The sequence below is a fragment of the Bhargavaea beijingensis genome (assembly GCF_900101985.1).
In the GTDB taxonomy this organism is placed as follows: domain Bacteria; phylum Bacillota; class Bacilli; order Bacillales_A; family Planococcaceae; genus Bhargavaea; species Bhargavaea beijingensis.
This window is the reverse complement of the sequence record NZ_FNAR01000004.1, coordinates 158,277-172,712: the sequence shown is the minus strand read 5'-3', so window position 1 is coordinate 172,712 and position 14,436 is coordinate 158,277. Positions and strand designations below refer to the sequence as shown.

Annotated in this window: 12 protein-coding genes; all 12 read left to right on the top strand. The window is 54.2% G+C overall.

Annotated elements, in window-relative coordinates:
- Nucleotides 1–9: 9 nt before the first annotated feature.
- Entirely contained in the window at nucleotides 10–2,382 is a 2,373-nt protein-coding gene (locus tag BLT01_RS05250; RefSeq protein WP_092095368.1) for a DNA translocase FtsK, read from the top strand.
- Between the two features lie 388 nt (nucleotides 2,383–2,770).
- On the top strand, nucleotides 2,771–3,499 hold the full coding sequence (locus tag BLT01_RS05245; protein ID WP_092095365.1) for a GntR family transcriptional regulator: 729 nt from the start codon (nucleotides 2,771–2,773) through the stop codon (nucleotides 3,497–3,499).
- A 63-nt stretch (nucleotides 3,500–3,562) separates the two neighbouring features.
- On the top strand, nucleotides 3,563–4,651 hold the full coding sequence (locus BLT01_RS05240) for a BMP family lipoprotein (RefSeq protein WP_092095362.1): 1,089 nt from the start codon (nucleotides 3,563–3,565) through the stop codon (nucleotides 4,649–4,651).
- Nucleotides 4,652–4,814: 163 nt separating this feature from the next.
- Complete coding sequence (locus tag BLT01_RS05235; protein ID WP_092095360.1) at nucleotides 4,815–6,371, top strand: ABC transporter ATP-binding protein; 1,557 nt, start codon at nucleotides 4,815–4,817, stop codon at nucleotides 6,369–6,371.
- A complete protein-coding gene (locus BLT01_RS05230; RefSeq protein ID WP_092095357.1) occupies nucleotides 6,361–7,407 on the top strand; it encodes an ABC transporter permease in 1,047 nt (348 codons plus the stop codon). Before BLT01_RS05235 ends, BLT01_RS05230 begins: the two co-directional genes overlap by 11 nt.
- A gap of 1 nt (nucleotide 7,408) precedes the next feature.
- The gene (locus BLT01_RS05225; RefSeq protein WP_092095354.1) at nucleotides 7,409–8,368 is read left to right on the top strand and encodes an ABC transporter permease; all 960 of its coding nucleotides are present in this window, start codon (nucleotides 7,409–7,411) and stop codon (nucleotides 8,366–8,368) included.
- A 145-nt stretch (nucleotides 8,369–8,513) separates the two neighbouring features.
- Complete coding sequence (gene yfmF / locus BLT01_RS05220; RefSeq protein WP_092095351.1) at nucleotides 8,514–9,794, top strand: EF-P 5-aminopentanol modification-associated protein YfmF; 1,281 nt, start codon at nucleotides 8,514–8,516, stop codon at nucleotides 9,792–9,794.
- Complete coding sequence (gene yfmH, locus BLT01_RS05215) at nucleotides 9,781–11,079, top strand: EF-P 5-aminopentanol modification-associated protein YfmH (protein WP_092095348.1); 1,299 nt, start codon at nucleotides 9,781–9,783, stop codon at nucleotides 11,077–11,079. The genes yfmF and yfmH overlap by 14 nt, the downstream gene beginning before the upstream one ends.
- Nucleotides 11,076–11,810 carry an elongation factor P 5-aminopentanone reductase gene (gene ymfI / locus BLT01_RS05210; RefSeq protein ID WP_245696874.1) on the top strand — a complete coding sequence of 245 codons (735 nt, stop codon included), beginning with the start codon at nucleotides 11,076–11,078 and terminating at the stop codon, nucleotides 11,808–11,810. Before yfmH ends, ymfI begins: the two co-directional genes overlap by 4 nt.
- 282 nt (nucleotides 11,811–12,092) lie before the next feature.
- Nucleotides 12,093–12,884 carry a DUF3388 domain-containing protein gene (locus BLT01_RS05205; protein ID WP_092095345.1) on the top strand — a complete coding sequence of 264 codons (792 nt, stop codon included), beginning with the start codon at nucleotides 12,093–12,095 and terminating at the stop codon, nucleotides 12,882–12,884.
- Nucleotides 12,885–12,900: 16 nt separating this feature from the next.
- The gene (locus BLT01_RS05200; protein ID WP_176765054.1) at nucleotides 12,901–13,800 is read left to right on the top strand and encodes a helix-turn-helix domain-containing protein; all 900 of its coding nucleotides are present in this window, start codon (nucleotides 12,901–12,903) and stop codon (nucleotides 13,798–13,800) included.
- A 45-nt stretch (nucleotides 13,801–13,845) separates the two neighbouring features.
- Nucleotides 13,846–14,424, top strand: coding sequence for a CDP-diacylglycerol--glycerol-3-phosphate 3-phosphatidyltransferase (gene pgsA, locus BLT01_RS05195; protein ID WP_092095339.1), 579 nt, complete (start codon nucleotides 13,846–13,848; stop codon nucleotides 14,422–14,424).
- Nucleotides 14,425–14,436 lie beyond the last annotated feature (12 nt).

Genomic DNA, 14,436 nt, shown 5'->3' with positions numbered 1-14,436 from the left:
GTGAACCAGATGGCAACCAAACGCAATAAAAAGAAAAAACGCAGAACATCCGCAAAAAAGAAGAAAACCGGACTCTATCCACTTGGATATGAGCTGTCGGGCCTCGTCATGACCGGGCTTGCCATCATTACATTTTTTGATCTCGGGTTTGTCGGGAGGGCACTTGGCAACGCTGCCCGGTTCCTTTTCGGAAACTGGCATGCGGCACTTCCGTTTCTTTTCCTCATATTTGCGCTTCTTTTGATGGTGAAGCGTGAAATCCCAGATCTGAGGAACCGGATTGTCGGTGGGCTGCTCCTCGTTCTGGGAAGCCTGACGCTTTTCAGCCACGTGCTTCTCTTCACGGAGCGGTATGAAAGCGGCCGGCTGCAGAATACTTCGGCATTAAAAGAAACTTGGCTCATCCTTGTCACTGACGGGGGTATCACGGATCCTTCCGTTTCGCTCGGAGGCGGTATGATCGGCGGACTTTTGTTTGCCATGTTCCATGTCCTGTTCGATTCTGCAGGCGCAACGATTGCAGGGATCATTATGCTTTCGATGGGTCTGATTCTGCTTACCGGAAAGGCACTCGTTCCTTATTTGGCCGAAAAGATTCCGGAAATGCTGGATTCGGTACGGGAATGGTTTTCAAGAGAACGCAAGCCCGACCGGCCGGAGCCGGAGAAGAAAACGAGGGCGCCGAAAGAGCCGCGGAAATCCCGCCGTGCCGCCGCAGACGAAGAAGCGGCATCCGCCGGGGGCACTTCATCGGAATTGCAGTCCCCGGATGACCGTTCCGGCGCTCCTGTTGCCCAGCCTGAGCCGGTCCGTGTGCAGCCGATCATTTCTTCCTTTACCGAGCGGGTGAAGAAAGAGCCTGGTGCAGAAAAAACGGCTGCAGCCGCCAATCAAAAAGGAGGAGAACAGGATGTTGGTGCGGAAATCCGGGACATCGGCGATGCGCAGCCTGTAAACGAGGATTTCGTGCTGCCGCCTGTTTCTCTGTTAAATCCGCCTCCTGAAAATGACCAGAGCGGCGAATACAATATGATTCAGCATAATGCCGAAAAACTTGAAAAAACATTCCACAGTTTCGGCGTGAAGGCGAGCGTCACGGAAGTCCATCTCGGACCTGCCGTCACCAAGTATGAAGTGATGCCGGCCACGGGCGTGAAGGTCAGCCGGATTGTCAGTCTTGCGGACGACATCGCTCTTGCCCTTGCGGCACGCGATATCCGGATCGAAGCGCCGATTCCGGGGAAATCCGCAGTCGGCATCGAGGTTCCGAACACCGAAGTGGCGATGGTCTCTCTTCGTGAAGTACTGGAGTCCCGGAACAACAACCGGCCGGATTCCAAACTGATGGTCGCACTCGGGAGGGACATTTCCGGTGACGCCGTCATGGCCGAACTGAATAAAATGCCGCATATGCTCGTTGCCGGGGCGACAGGCAGCGGGAAGAGTGTGTGCATCAACGGAATCATCATCAGTATCCTCATGAGAGCCAAACCGCATGAAGTCAAGCTCATGATGATCGACCCGAAAATGGTTGAGCTCAATGTGTACAATGGCGTGCCGCATCTACTTGCGCCGGTCGTCACCGATCCCCGGAAAGCTTCGCAGGCACTTAAAAAAGTGGTTGCGGAGATGGAGCGGCGGTATGACCTCTTTTCTCATACCGGGACAAGGAATATAGAGGGCTACAACAACCATATCGATGAATGGAATGAGGAAAACGAAGAGAAGCATCCCCGGCTCCCCTACATTGTCGTCATTGTCGATGAGCTCGCTGACCTCATGATGGTCGCATCCAGCGACGTGGAAGACTCGATCACCCGGATCGCCCAGATGGCCCGTGCAGCGGGCATCCATCTCATCATTGCGACACAGCGCCCGAGCGTGGATGTCATCACGGGCATCATCAAGGCGAACATCCCGTCCCGGATCGCATTTGCCGTCTCGTCGGCTGTGGATTCGCGGACGATCCTGGATTCCGGCGGAGCAGAGAAACTGCTCGGCCGCGGGGATATGCTTTACCTTCCGGCGGGGGCATCCAAGCCGACCCGGATTCAGGGGGCGTTCCTGTCCGACCAGGAAGTCGAGGAAGTCGTCGATTTCGTCATCAGCCAGCAAAAGGCACAGTATGAGGAATCGATGATCCCGACCGAGGTGGAAGAAACCGCACCTGAAGAAGAGACGGATGAACTGTATGATGAAGCGGTCGACCTTGTACGCAGCATGCGGCAGGCTTCGGTGTCGATGCTCCAGCGCAGATTCCGGATCGGGTACTCCAGAGCCGCCCGCATCGTCGACCAGATGGAAATGCGCGGAGTGGTCGGCCCGCACGAAGGAAGCAAACCGCGACAGGTACTTATCCAGGACCATCCGGATGAACATTAAATCTCATACAGGCCATTACGCAATGATGGCCGTTCTGAACTGCAGGCAAAGCGAGCGTCCTCTCTTTGCCTGCAGTTTTTCATTTGTTAAAACCGATGGTCAGTTTGCTTAGCTGAGGTTTCTGGGCTGTTTCAGTAAATTGGGAGGACCTTAAGTGGAATTAGGAGGACCTTTTTCGAAATAACTTTGAAATAAAGAAAGCGCTTTATCAAAAAAGAAAGCGTTTAATCATGTCGTTTTGTTTACAAAGATGGGGCGTAAGTATGAATTTGTCTTCGAATTTAGAAAGAAAGGTATTTCTTTGGGGTAGCAAAAATGATATAGTATGTCTGATTAGGAGGAAGGTTTTACATCAGATGTCTGATCTCTTTGATTTGGTGGTGATTTCATGACGGTAAAAGCGGACCACCGGCACTTGTATCTTCAGGTGATCGAGCAGCTCAAACGGGACATTGCGTCGGGGGTGTTCAAAGAAAAAGAAAAACTCCCTTCCGAGTTCGAACTCGCAAAGATCATGGGCGTGTCAAGAGCGACTCTTCGCGAGGCGCTCCGCCTGCTGGAGGAAGAGCACTATATTGTCCGAAGGCACGGTGTCGGGACTTTCGTCAATCCGAGGCCGCTGTTTACAGCAGGCATCGAAGAGCTGGCCAGCGTATCGGACATGATCCGCCAAGTGGGCATGACGCCGGGGACCAACTTCATCAGCTCTTCCGAGGAACCTGCAACGGAGGAAGACATGGAGCGCTTCGCATGCGGTCCGGATGAGAAGGTCATGACAATCAAGCGTGTCCGGACAGCGGACGGCGAACCGGTTGTCTACTGCATCGATACCTTTCCGTCCCGGTACGTCGGAGAAGAATTCCTGAAACAGGAAGACGAATCCATCTTCGAGGCGATCGAGCGGACAGGAAACCTGAGGATTACACAGGCGGTGGCCCAGATTGAACCGGTCGGGTACGACGAGGAGGCATCTCCGATCCTCGAATGTGAACCGGAGACCGCGCTGCTGATGCTGCGGCAATCCCATTACGCGGAGGGCGAAGAGGTCATTCTCTACTCCCGCAATTACTTTAAAGGCGATAAATTCAACTTCCACGTTTTGCGGAAACGATTGTAAGACAGACAACCTTCCTGCTATCAAACAAGCATATTTTCACAACAATTTTAGGGGGTACCACAAATGGCAAAACGCAAGTTTGGTCTTGCGCTGTCGGTTCTTTTGGCTGCGGGCACGCTCCTCGGCGCATGCGGCTCCGACAACGGTGAAGAAGCAAAGAACGAAGGCAATAACTCAGGCGGAGAGTCCTCCTCCGAGTTCTCCGTAGCAATGGTCACTGATGTCGGCGGCGTTGACGATAAGTCGTTCAACCAGGCTGCCTGGAAAGGGATTCAGGAATTCGGAAAAGACAAGGGCCTTGAAAAAGGCGACGGCGGCTTTGACTATCTCCAGTCCGCAGGTGAAGAAGATTACATCCCGAACCTGAACGCTTTGGCGCGCCGCGACTTTAACCTGGTCTTCGGTGTCGGCTTCATGATGCAGGACGCGCTTGATGAGATCGCTTCCCAGCAGAAAGACACCGAGTTTGCAATCATCGATGCAGTTGTCGAGCAGCCAAACACGGTCAGCCTCCTTTTCAAAGAGCATGAAGGTTCCTTCCTCGCCGGCGTCGCAGCGGGGCTTATGTCAGAAAGCAAGAAAGTCGGCTTTGTCGGCGGCATGGAAAACGAAGTCATCTACCGCTTCGAGTCCGGTTTCGTACAGGGCGTTAAGGCGGTCGACCCGTCCATCGAAGTTGATGTCCAATACACTGGCGCATTCGACAAGGCAGAGCTCGGAAAAACAACTGCCAACCGCATGTACTCCAGCGGCGTTGACGTAATCTTCCACGCAGCGGGCGGTACGGGCAACGGCGTCTTCTCCGAGGCGAAAGAGCGCAAGGCAAACGACCCGGATGCAAACGTATGGGTAATCGGCGTTGACTCCGACCAGTACGACGAAGGAGCGGTCGGCGACACGAACGTCACGCTCACTTCGATGCTGAAGCGTGTTGACGTGGCGGTCAAGGACATCTCCGAAAAAGCGATGAACGGCGAATTCCCTGGCGGCGAAGTGATCACATACGGAATTGCGGATGACGGTGTCGCACTTGCTGATTCCCGCGGCGCGATTCCTGAAGATGTCATGGCCAAAATCGAAGAGTACAACGAAAAAATCGCTTCCGGCGAAATCGAAGTCAAGGAATACCCGGAAGGTAAAGAACCCAAGTAAGAAATGGATGTGTTGAGCATGGGGGCCGGGACGTCCGGTCTTCATGCTTCCTTATGTACTAAATGATGAATGTAAATGATAGATGAAAGATTTCCTGACAGGAAGTCTTTCCTGTATCAGTTTACAGGCGATAGGCAGGTTTTAGGATAAAGGAGTGAAACCATTGGAATACGTGATCGAAATGCTCAACATCCGCAAGGAGTTCGGCAATTTCGTAGCTAACGATAACATCACCCTCCAGCTCCGCAAGGGTGAAATCCACGCGCTTCTCGGTGAGAACGGCGCCGGAAAATCCACACTCATGAACGTGCTTTTCGGCCTTTACCAGCCGGACGGAGGGGAAATCAGGGTCCGCGGCAATAAAGCGGACATCACCGACCCGAATGTCGCAAATAAGCTTGGAATCGGGATGGTCCACCAGCACTTTATGCTGGTAGAAAACTTCACCGTAACCGAAAACATTATCCTTGGCAATGAGCCGAAAAAGAACGGCACGGTCAATGTAGCCGGTGCCGCCAAGAAAGTGGCGGAACTGTCGAAACAATACGGCCTGAATGTTGACCCGAACGCCAAGATCGAAGATATTTCGGTCGGAATGCAGCAACGTGTTGAAATCCTGAAGACGCTTTACCGGGGTGCGGATATCCTGATTTTCGATGAGCCGACGGCTTCACTGACTCCTCAGGAAATCAGCGAATTGATCGGAATCATGAAAAAGCTGATCGCCGAAGGCAAGTCCATTATCCTGATCACCCACAAACTTCAGGAAATCATGGACGTGTCCGACCGGGTGACCGTCATCCGGAAAGGAAAGGGGATCGGAACCGTCGAGACAGCCGATACGAACCCTGAGCAGTTGGCTTCGATGATGGTCGGCCGCCAGGTCACCTTCAAGACCGAAAAAGGACCGGCCCATCCTAAAGAGGAAGTGCTGAAGATTGATGGTCTCACTGTTGAGGATTCGCGCGGTATCTCCAAGGTCAAGAATCTCAGCCTGACCATCCGCAAAGGTGAGATTGTCGGCATCGCCGGTATTGACGGCAACGGCCAGTCGGAGCTGATTGAAGCAATCACCGGACTTCGCAAGGCGCAATCGGGAAAGATCCTGATCAACGGAAAAGACATCACCAACCGCAAGCCGCGTGAAATTACGGAAAGCGGGATCGGCCATATTCCGCAGGACCGGCACAAGCATGGCCTTGTCCTGGATTTTCCCATCGGCCACAATATCGGTCTTCAGACATACTACCGTCCGCCTTATTCCAAAGGCGGAATCATGGATTATTCCGCAATCGAAAAAAAAGCGAAAGATATCATCGCCCAATACGATGTCCGTACGCAAGGGCCGCATGAACCTGCACGCGCCCTTTCCGGAGGAAACCAGCAAAAAGCGATCATCGGCCGGGAAGTCGAGCGGGATCCGGATCTACTGATCGCGGCTCTGCCGACCCGCGGTCTTGATGTCGGGGCCATCGAATTCATCCACCGCCGGCTGATTGAGCAGCGGGACAGCGGCAAAGCAGTGCTCCTCGTCTCGTTCGAACTGGATGAAGTCATGAATGTATCCGACCGGATCGCCGTCATCTATGATGGTTCAATCATTGACACGGTGTACCCGTCGGAGACGGATGAACAGGAACTCGGCCTGCTCATGGCCGGCCATTCAAGACAAGCGGCTGCCAGGCAGGCGGAAGAAGGTGTCAACAAACATGTCGAATAGAATGATCAACCTCCTCGTGCCGGCCATCGCCGTCATCCTCGGCCTGCTGGTCGGGGCGATCGTCATGCTGGTGAGCGGCTACGATCCGGTCGCGGGGTATATCGCACTCTGGCAAGGGATTTTCGGTGATTCCTACGCCATCGGGGAAACCATCCGCCAAATCACGCCGTACATTCTCGCCGGCCTGGCGGTGGCATTTGCTTTCCGCACCGGCCTCTTCAATATCGGGGTCGAGGGACAGCTGATTGTCGGCTGGTTTGCAGCGGTCTATGTCGGCGCCGCCTTCGACTTGCCGAAAGTCATCCATCTTCCGTTATCTATCTTGGCGGGAGCGGCAGCAGGCGCGCTCTGGGCCTTCCTGCCGGGACTTTTAAAGGCGAAGATGAAAATCCACGAAGTCATCGTGACGATTATGATGAACTACATCGCACTCCACGTAGTCAACGCACTCATCAAAACGTGGTCGGGCGGCGGGGACAAGACCGAGCGGATTCTGGAATCGGCATCATTGCGTTCGGAATTCCTGTCTTCCCTAACTGATTATTCAAGGCTGCATTACGGAATCATCGTGGCGTTGCTGATGGTTGTCGTTATGTGGTTCATCCTTGAAAAGACAACAACCGGCTTTGAACTGAAGGCCGTCGGATTCAATGAGCATGCATCGCAATATGCAGGTATGAAGATCGGCAAGAACATTATCTTGTCTATGGTCATTTCCGGTGCTTTCGCCGGTTTGGCAGGCGCGATGGAAGGGCTCGGAACGTTCGGCAATATGTACACGCGCGGCGGTTTCACCGGCATCGGTTTTGATGGGATTGCGGTTGCCCTCCTCGGAGCCAACACCCCGCTTGGTGTCATTTTCGGTGCGGTCCTGTTCGGGTCGCTGAAATACGGTGCACTCAACATGCCGAACGCCGCGCAGATTCCGGAAGAGGTTGTCCAGATTGTCATCGCGCTCGTCATCTTCTTCGTGGCGTGCGGCTATGCCATCCGTCTCTTCCTGACCAAGATGTCCAAGAAAAAGGGGGAGAAGTGACATGGGCTTCCTCGATATCCTTTACTTCATGGTGCCGGTGTCCATCGCCTATGCAGCACCGCTGATTTTCACCGCGCTTGGCGGCGTCTTTTCCGAGAGGTCCGGTGTCGTCAACATCGCCCTGGAGGGCCTTATGGTCATGGGCGCATTTATCGGTATCCTGTTTAACCTGTTTTTCTATGATACATTCGGTTCGTGGACGCCATGGATCGCCCTGATCGCCGCGATGGTCGTCTCGGGTGTGTTTGCCATCCTCCACGCGGTCGCATCCATTTCATTCCGGGCCGACCAGGTCGTTTCGGGTGTTGCCATCAACATGCTCGGACTGGCGATCGCCCTGTTCCTGACAAAAATGATTTTTGATAAGGGCCAGACCGACTTCATCAAAAAAGCGATTCCGAACTTTGATGTGCCGTTCCTGTCGGACATTCCTGTTATCGGGCCGATGTTCTTTAAAGGTGTCTACGGTTCGAGCATTCTCGCAATCGCGGTCGCAATCGTCACCTGGTATGTCATCTATAAAACCCCGTTCGGCCTTCGGCTCCGTGCTGTGGGGGAACACCCGATGGCGGCGGACACGATGGGCGTCAATGTCAACAAGATCCGCTACATTGCCGTCATCATCTCCGGCGCACTTGCCGGAATCGGCGGAGCGATCTATTCACAGACCATGACGCGAGACTTTGGTCATGCGACCATCAATGGCCAGGGCTTCATGGCCCTCGCCGCGATGATTTTCGGTAAATGGCATCCGATCGGTGCCATGGGGGCGGCCATCTTCTTCGGTTTCGCCCAAGCGCTGGCAGTTGTCGGGCCGAGTATTCCGATCATCAAGGAAATCCCGACGGGCTATCTTCATGCGTTGCCATACGTAGTCACAATCCTCGCCCTCGCCGGTTTTATCGGCAAAGCGACCGGGCCGAAGGCAAACGGAAAGCCATATATCAAAGGAAGCCGGTAAATCCGGCAGGAGCAGGTCCTTCATGGGCCTGCTCTTTGATTTGCAGCCGTGAAATCCGCTCCAAAGTTTGCCATGCCTCCGCCGGGTTGGGTATAGTGGAATTGGTGAATACTTGATACAAATTTGAATGAAAACGAGGTGTCCCATGTTTACGGAAACTCGACTGACACAGGGCGTCCGCCTGTACGTGCGCCGAACCGAACAATTTAAGACATTGACGTTCTCCATCAGGTTTAAGCAGCCGCTGACCGCGGAAGGGGCTTCCGAGCGCGCTGTCCTGGCCAATATCCTGGAAGACAGCACGGAGGCATATCCGAGCCGCTCGGCACTCCGGCAGGCGCTGGAGGGGATGTACGGAACTCTCTACTATACAGATGTCGGCAAACGCGGCGGTTATCATTATCTGTCAGTGAACGCCGAGTGCGTGGACGACCGGCTGATCCGAGATGAAGATATTACAGACTGGACGGTCCGGCTTTTGGCTGATGCCGTGCTCCGGCCAAATCTTGAGGACGGGGTCTTCAAGCAGCAGATTTTCGAGCGGGAAAAACAGACCGTACTTGAACGAGTCCGCTCCATCTACGACGATAAAACCCGTTATGCGCAACAGCGGTTGCTGACGCTCATGCGTCCTGACGGTCCCGAGTCCATCAGGGCCACCGGTGAAGAAGTTTTTCTGGAAGCATTGACTCCCGAAAAAGTCATGGAAGCCTATCGGCGGATGACCAGTGAAGACGAGATTGAAATCTATGTCGTCGGAGCAGTGGATGAGGAAGCCATTACCGCCTCACTAAAAGAAGCCTTCCGTTTCGAAGGGCGTGTACCGGCCGTGCAGCCTGAAAAAGCGGACCGGGGAACCGGCAGGGAAGGCCGTGTGTCGGAAAAGCAGAACATGAAACAGGGCAAGCTCCACATCGGATTCAGCACGCCTGTCATGTTCGGCACGGCAGACTTCCCGAAAATGCAGCTGGCAAACGGCATCTTCGGAGGATTCCCTCATTCCAAGCTGTTCATGAACGTCCGGGAAAAGGAAAGCATGGCGTACTATGCGGCCAGCTCCTACCTGTCCCGATATGGGCTCATCACCGTTTCGGCCGGGATCGATGCCGATCTAGCAGATAAGGCGACGAAGCTGATCGATGAACAGCTTGCAGCGATGAGAGCCGGAGAGATCACGGACACCGAGCTGAGCCAGACAAAGGCCATGCTGGCCAACCAGCTTCGCGAAGCGCTTGATTCTTCAAGGGGCCAGATCGAGATCTTTGACCAGTACAAGGACCTGCCGGGCGGCTTCACGCCGGAAGGATGGATTGCAAAGTGGGAGCCTGTGACGGCCGATGATATCCGGGAAATGGCCGGAAAGATCGATCGCCAGCTTGTCTACCTGCTTTCTGGAAAGGAGGAATCGGCTGATGAAAAAGCTTGAATATAGCCGAGTCAATGAAACGCTTTACCATGAGACCCTGCCGAACGGGCTGCAGGTGTTTATCCTGCCTAAATCCGGCTTTTCGAAAACCTATGTCTCGTTCACGACCCGGTACGGGTCCATTGACAACATTTTCATCCCGCTGGGCAAGCAGGAAATGGTCCGCGTTCCTGACGGCATCGCCCATTTCCTGGAGCACAAAATGTTCGAAAAGGAAGACGGGGATGTCTTCCAGAAGTTCGGGATGAACGGGGCGTCCGCTAACGCCTTTACATCCTTTACACGGACGGCCTACCTGTTTTCCGCTACAGAGAATCTTTATCCGAATACCGAACTTCTTCTGGATTTTGTCCAGGCTCCCTATTTCACGGAGGAGACCGTCGAAAAGGAAAAAGGCATCATCGGCCAGGAGATCACGATGTACGACGACCTGCCTGACTGGCGCGCGTATTTCGGAACGATCGAGAACCTGTACAGGGAGCATCCGGTGAAGATCGATATCGCCGGAACGGTCGAATCGATTTCACGAATCACTGCAGACCATCTGTACGAGTGCTACCACACGTTCTACCACCCTTCGAACATGTTGGTATTTGCAGTGGGAGCGGTTGATCCTGAAGAGATGATGTCATTCATCCGAGACAACCAGGCCGCGAAGACATTCGATCAGCCGGAACGGATCGTCCGTCAATTCCCGCAGGAGAAGATGGAAGCGGCCGTGAAGGAAGGCAGTCTGGAGATGGATGTATCCAAACCGAAGGTCCATGTCGGCATCAAATTGCCTGCACTGGCAGACGAGGGGCTGGAAGGCCTGAAACAGGAGCTGGCTTACCAGATCATGATTGATCTCCTGTACGGGAAGACTTCCAAGTTCTACACCGAAGCCTATGAGGAAGGCCTGATCGACGAATCGTTTTCCACTGACTTTACCGCCGAAGAAGGCTTTGCTTTTTCGGTGATCGGCTCCGACAGTGCCGAGCCGGAAAAGCTGGCACAGAAGATCCGGGATACCTTGGAGTGGGCTTCCGAGAAATTCCCGTTCGGCCAGGACGATCTGGATCGCCAGCGGAGAAGAAGGATCGGCTTCTTTATGCGCGCTTTGAACTCGGTCGAATATATCGCGAACCAGTTCACCCGCTATGCATTCAATGGCATGAACCTGTTCGATACCGTCACCGCATTGGAGGCGCTGGAAGTGAAGGATCTACAGGATGTTCTCGTGCCGCTCACGGATGAGAAGGCGCGCACCGTCTTTACAGTAAAGCCTCCGGCGAACGGAAAGTGACCCTGTCCAAGACAGCGGCGGTGCTCGGGGCATCCGGCGGAATCGGAACCGCTGTTGCCGAGCGGCTGGCTGCCTCCGGTTGGTCCCTGTACCTTCATTACAACTCTTCCTGTGATTCCGCATCCACACTTGAAAAGCGGCTGACAGAGACGTATCCAGACCAACGGTTCATGGCGGTGAAGTCGGATTTCGCTGCTCCGGACGGAGGAGATCGCCTGGCAGCCGCAACCGGCGACATACAGGCGGTCGTTTCGTGCGCCGGTCAGGGAATGACCAAACTGCTGTCGGACACGGATATGGATGACCTAGACGCCCTTTGGCGAGTCCATGTCGCCAATCCGATGCGGTATATCGGCTTGGTTTCAGAAAAACTGCGCCGCCATCCCGTTTCCCGCGTAGTTATGATCGGCTCGATCTGGGGGGACACGGGAGCTGCCGGGGAAGTGGCCTATTCCGCGGTCAAGGGAGCGGTCCATGCATTCGTCAAGGCCTACGCCAAGGAAGCTGCCGCCTCGAATGTACTGGTGAACGCCGTCTCCCCCGGTTGGATCGAGACATCAATGAACAGCCATCTGGATGAGGAAGAGCGCCGGATGGCGTTCGGAGAGATTCCGCTGATGCGCCCGGGTTCCCCTGAAGAAGTGGCAGGAACGGTGGACTTCCTGCTCAGTGAACAATCCCGCTACATCACCGGCGAGATCATCAAAGTCAATGGCGGATGGTATATCTGAACAAAAGGCGGACCGGTGCCCACAAGCCCGGTCCGCTGTTTGGTTGAAAAAACATCTGCAGGCCCGGATCTTGTTTTACGTTACGAAACCCGCGGTAAGCAAAAACACGGGGGCTGATCTAGGGGAATTCATGCAATTGGTATCATGCTCCTATCCATGGCATTTACGAGTCTGAGACTTCTAATATGTCTCAAATCCCTCGGGCTATCTCTTTTCTTCAAATGACAAATCCGATATGATAGAAATACATTGCGCATCCGGCGCCGATGGAGGCGACCCAAATTGAGTGAGTGGTATATGGAGTATGAAATCGAAGTGAACCGGCCTGGGCTTCTGGGGGAAATCTCTTCCCTTCTCGGTCTGCTGCGCGTCAACATCGTGACAATCAACGGTGTTGACCAGGGCAGGAGAGGCATGCTGCTCCGGACCGAGAACGATGATGCCATCGAGCGGTTTGAACTGATCGCCTCAACAATGGACATGATCAATGTCAGGAAACTGAGGCATCCGAAGCTCCGGGATATTTTGGCAGTCCGGCACGGACGATACATCCAGCGCGATGCCGACGACAAAAAAACATTCCGCTTCGTGCGGGACGAGCTCGGTATCCTCGTCGATTTCATGGCCGAAATCTTCAAACAGGAAGGCCACAAACTGATCGGCATTCGCGGCATGCCCCGAGTGGGGAAGACAGAGTCTGTCGTAGCAGCCAGTGTGAGTGCGAACAAGAAATGGATCTTCCTTTCTTCTACGATGCTCCGCCAGACGGTCCGCAGCCAGCTTGCCGGTGACGAATTTTCACCGAATAACGTCTTTATCCTGGACGGCATCGTGACCAGGAAGGCGAGTGACGAGCGGCATATGCAGCTCGTCCGGGAGATCATGCGTCTGCCCGCGATCAAGGTTGTGGAACATCCGGACATGTTCGTGCGTCTTTCTGAGTACACGATGGATGACTTCGACTACATCATCGAAATCCGCCGTGATGAAAATGAAGAAATCACTTACGAGATACTGGAAGAAAACGACAGGATGTCGAGCCGGAGCGGGATGGATTTCGGATTCAATATTTGATAGGAAGGTGTTTTGGTTGTCCGAATTGGGCGCTCGGCTAAAACAGGCGAGAATGGAAAAAGGTTACTCGCTTGAAGATTTGCAGGAAATCACTAAAATACAGAAGCGTTATCTTGCCGCAATCGAGGAGGGCAAGTTCGGCATCATGCCCGGCACTTTCTACGTTCGGGCGTTTATCAAGCAATACGCGGAAGCGGTCGGCCTGGAAGCGGACGAAATGCTGGCCATGTACAAAGCGGAGGCACCCGAGCCGCTCGTTACGGAAGGTTCGCCGGGCATGTCGGCCCCGGTGATGAGGCGCACGTCCATGAGGCGCGCGGGCAAGGCGGCAGAAATGATGCCGAAGATTATCCTCGCGCTTTTCATCGTGATGGCCGTCGGCATCGTCTGGTTCTTGAAGGCGAATCAGGCCGCAGACACGGACCCGGCCGAAGAAGTCAACGAAACCGAAAGCACCGTCCAGGTGGAACAGATCGGTCCTGAAGATGCCGAAAAAGCAGCCCCTGCCGAAGACGATGAATCCTCCGGAAAGGACGAATCCGCCGGGAAATCGGATGCCTCGGAGGAAGAGGAAGAATCCGAGGAGCCTGAAGCTGCGCTTACAGTTGACAGATCCGAGGGCGAAAACACCTTCTATAACCTTACAGGCACCGACAAGGCGAGCATCACACTGACCGGAAAAGGGCGCTCCTGGGTTTCCGTGACCGATAATTCCGGGAAACAGTACTTGAGCAAGAGCCTGGAGGACGGACAGAAAGAGACCATCGAGGCGGAAGGCATACAATGGCTGCGTTTCCGGATCGGCTATGTACCGGGTGTTGAAATCAGCGTGAACGGAAATCAGCTCGAATACGCGATTCCGGGGTCGGAGCGGGTGACCCAGAACATTATTATCCAGTTTGGTACTGCTCAATAGTCATCTCTAGGGATGACTTATTTTTTTTGAAAGGCGGAGTAATTCATGAATTTACCTAATAAGATCACCGTGGCAAGAGTCCTGCTCATCCCGGTGTTCATCCTCTTCATGCTTGTTGATTTCGGCATGGGCACCATCCGTGCAGGCGGTGTGGAACTACCGGTCGAGCACCTGATCGGCGGGCTTATTTTTGTGGTAGCGGCGCTGACCGACTGGTTCGACGGCCACTTGGCCCGCAAATACAATCTGGTCACGAACATGGGCAAATTCCTTGATCCTTTGGCCGACAAGCTGCTCGTATCCTCGGCCCTGATCATCCTTGTGGAGATGGGGTTTGCGCCTTCATGGGTCGTCATCATCATCATCAGCCGCGAATTCGCGGTGACCGGCCTGCGCCTGATCCTGGCCGGCGGTGGGGAAGTCGTGGCGGCGAACATGCTGGGGAAAATCAAAACGACCACACAGCTTCTTGCCACCATCTTCCTGCTGTTCCACAACATCTTCTTTGAAGCTGCCGGCATCCCGTTCGGTACGATCATGCTCTACATCGCGCTTCTCTTCACGGTCTGGTCCGGTTTGGACTACTTCTATAAAAACCGGCGTGTCCTGCTGGATTCTATGTAAGGGGGAATCAAC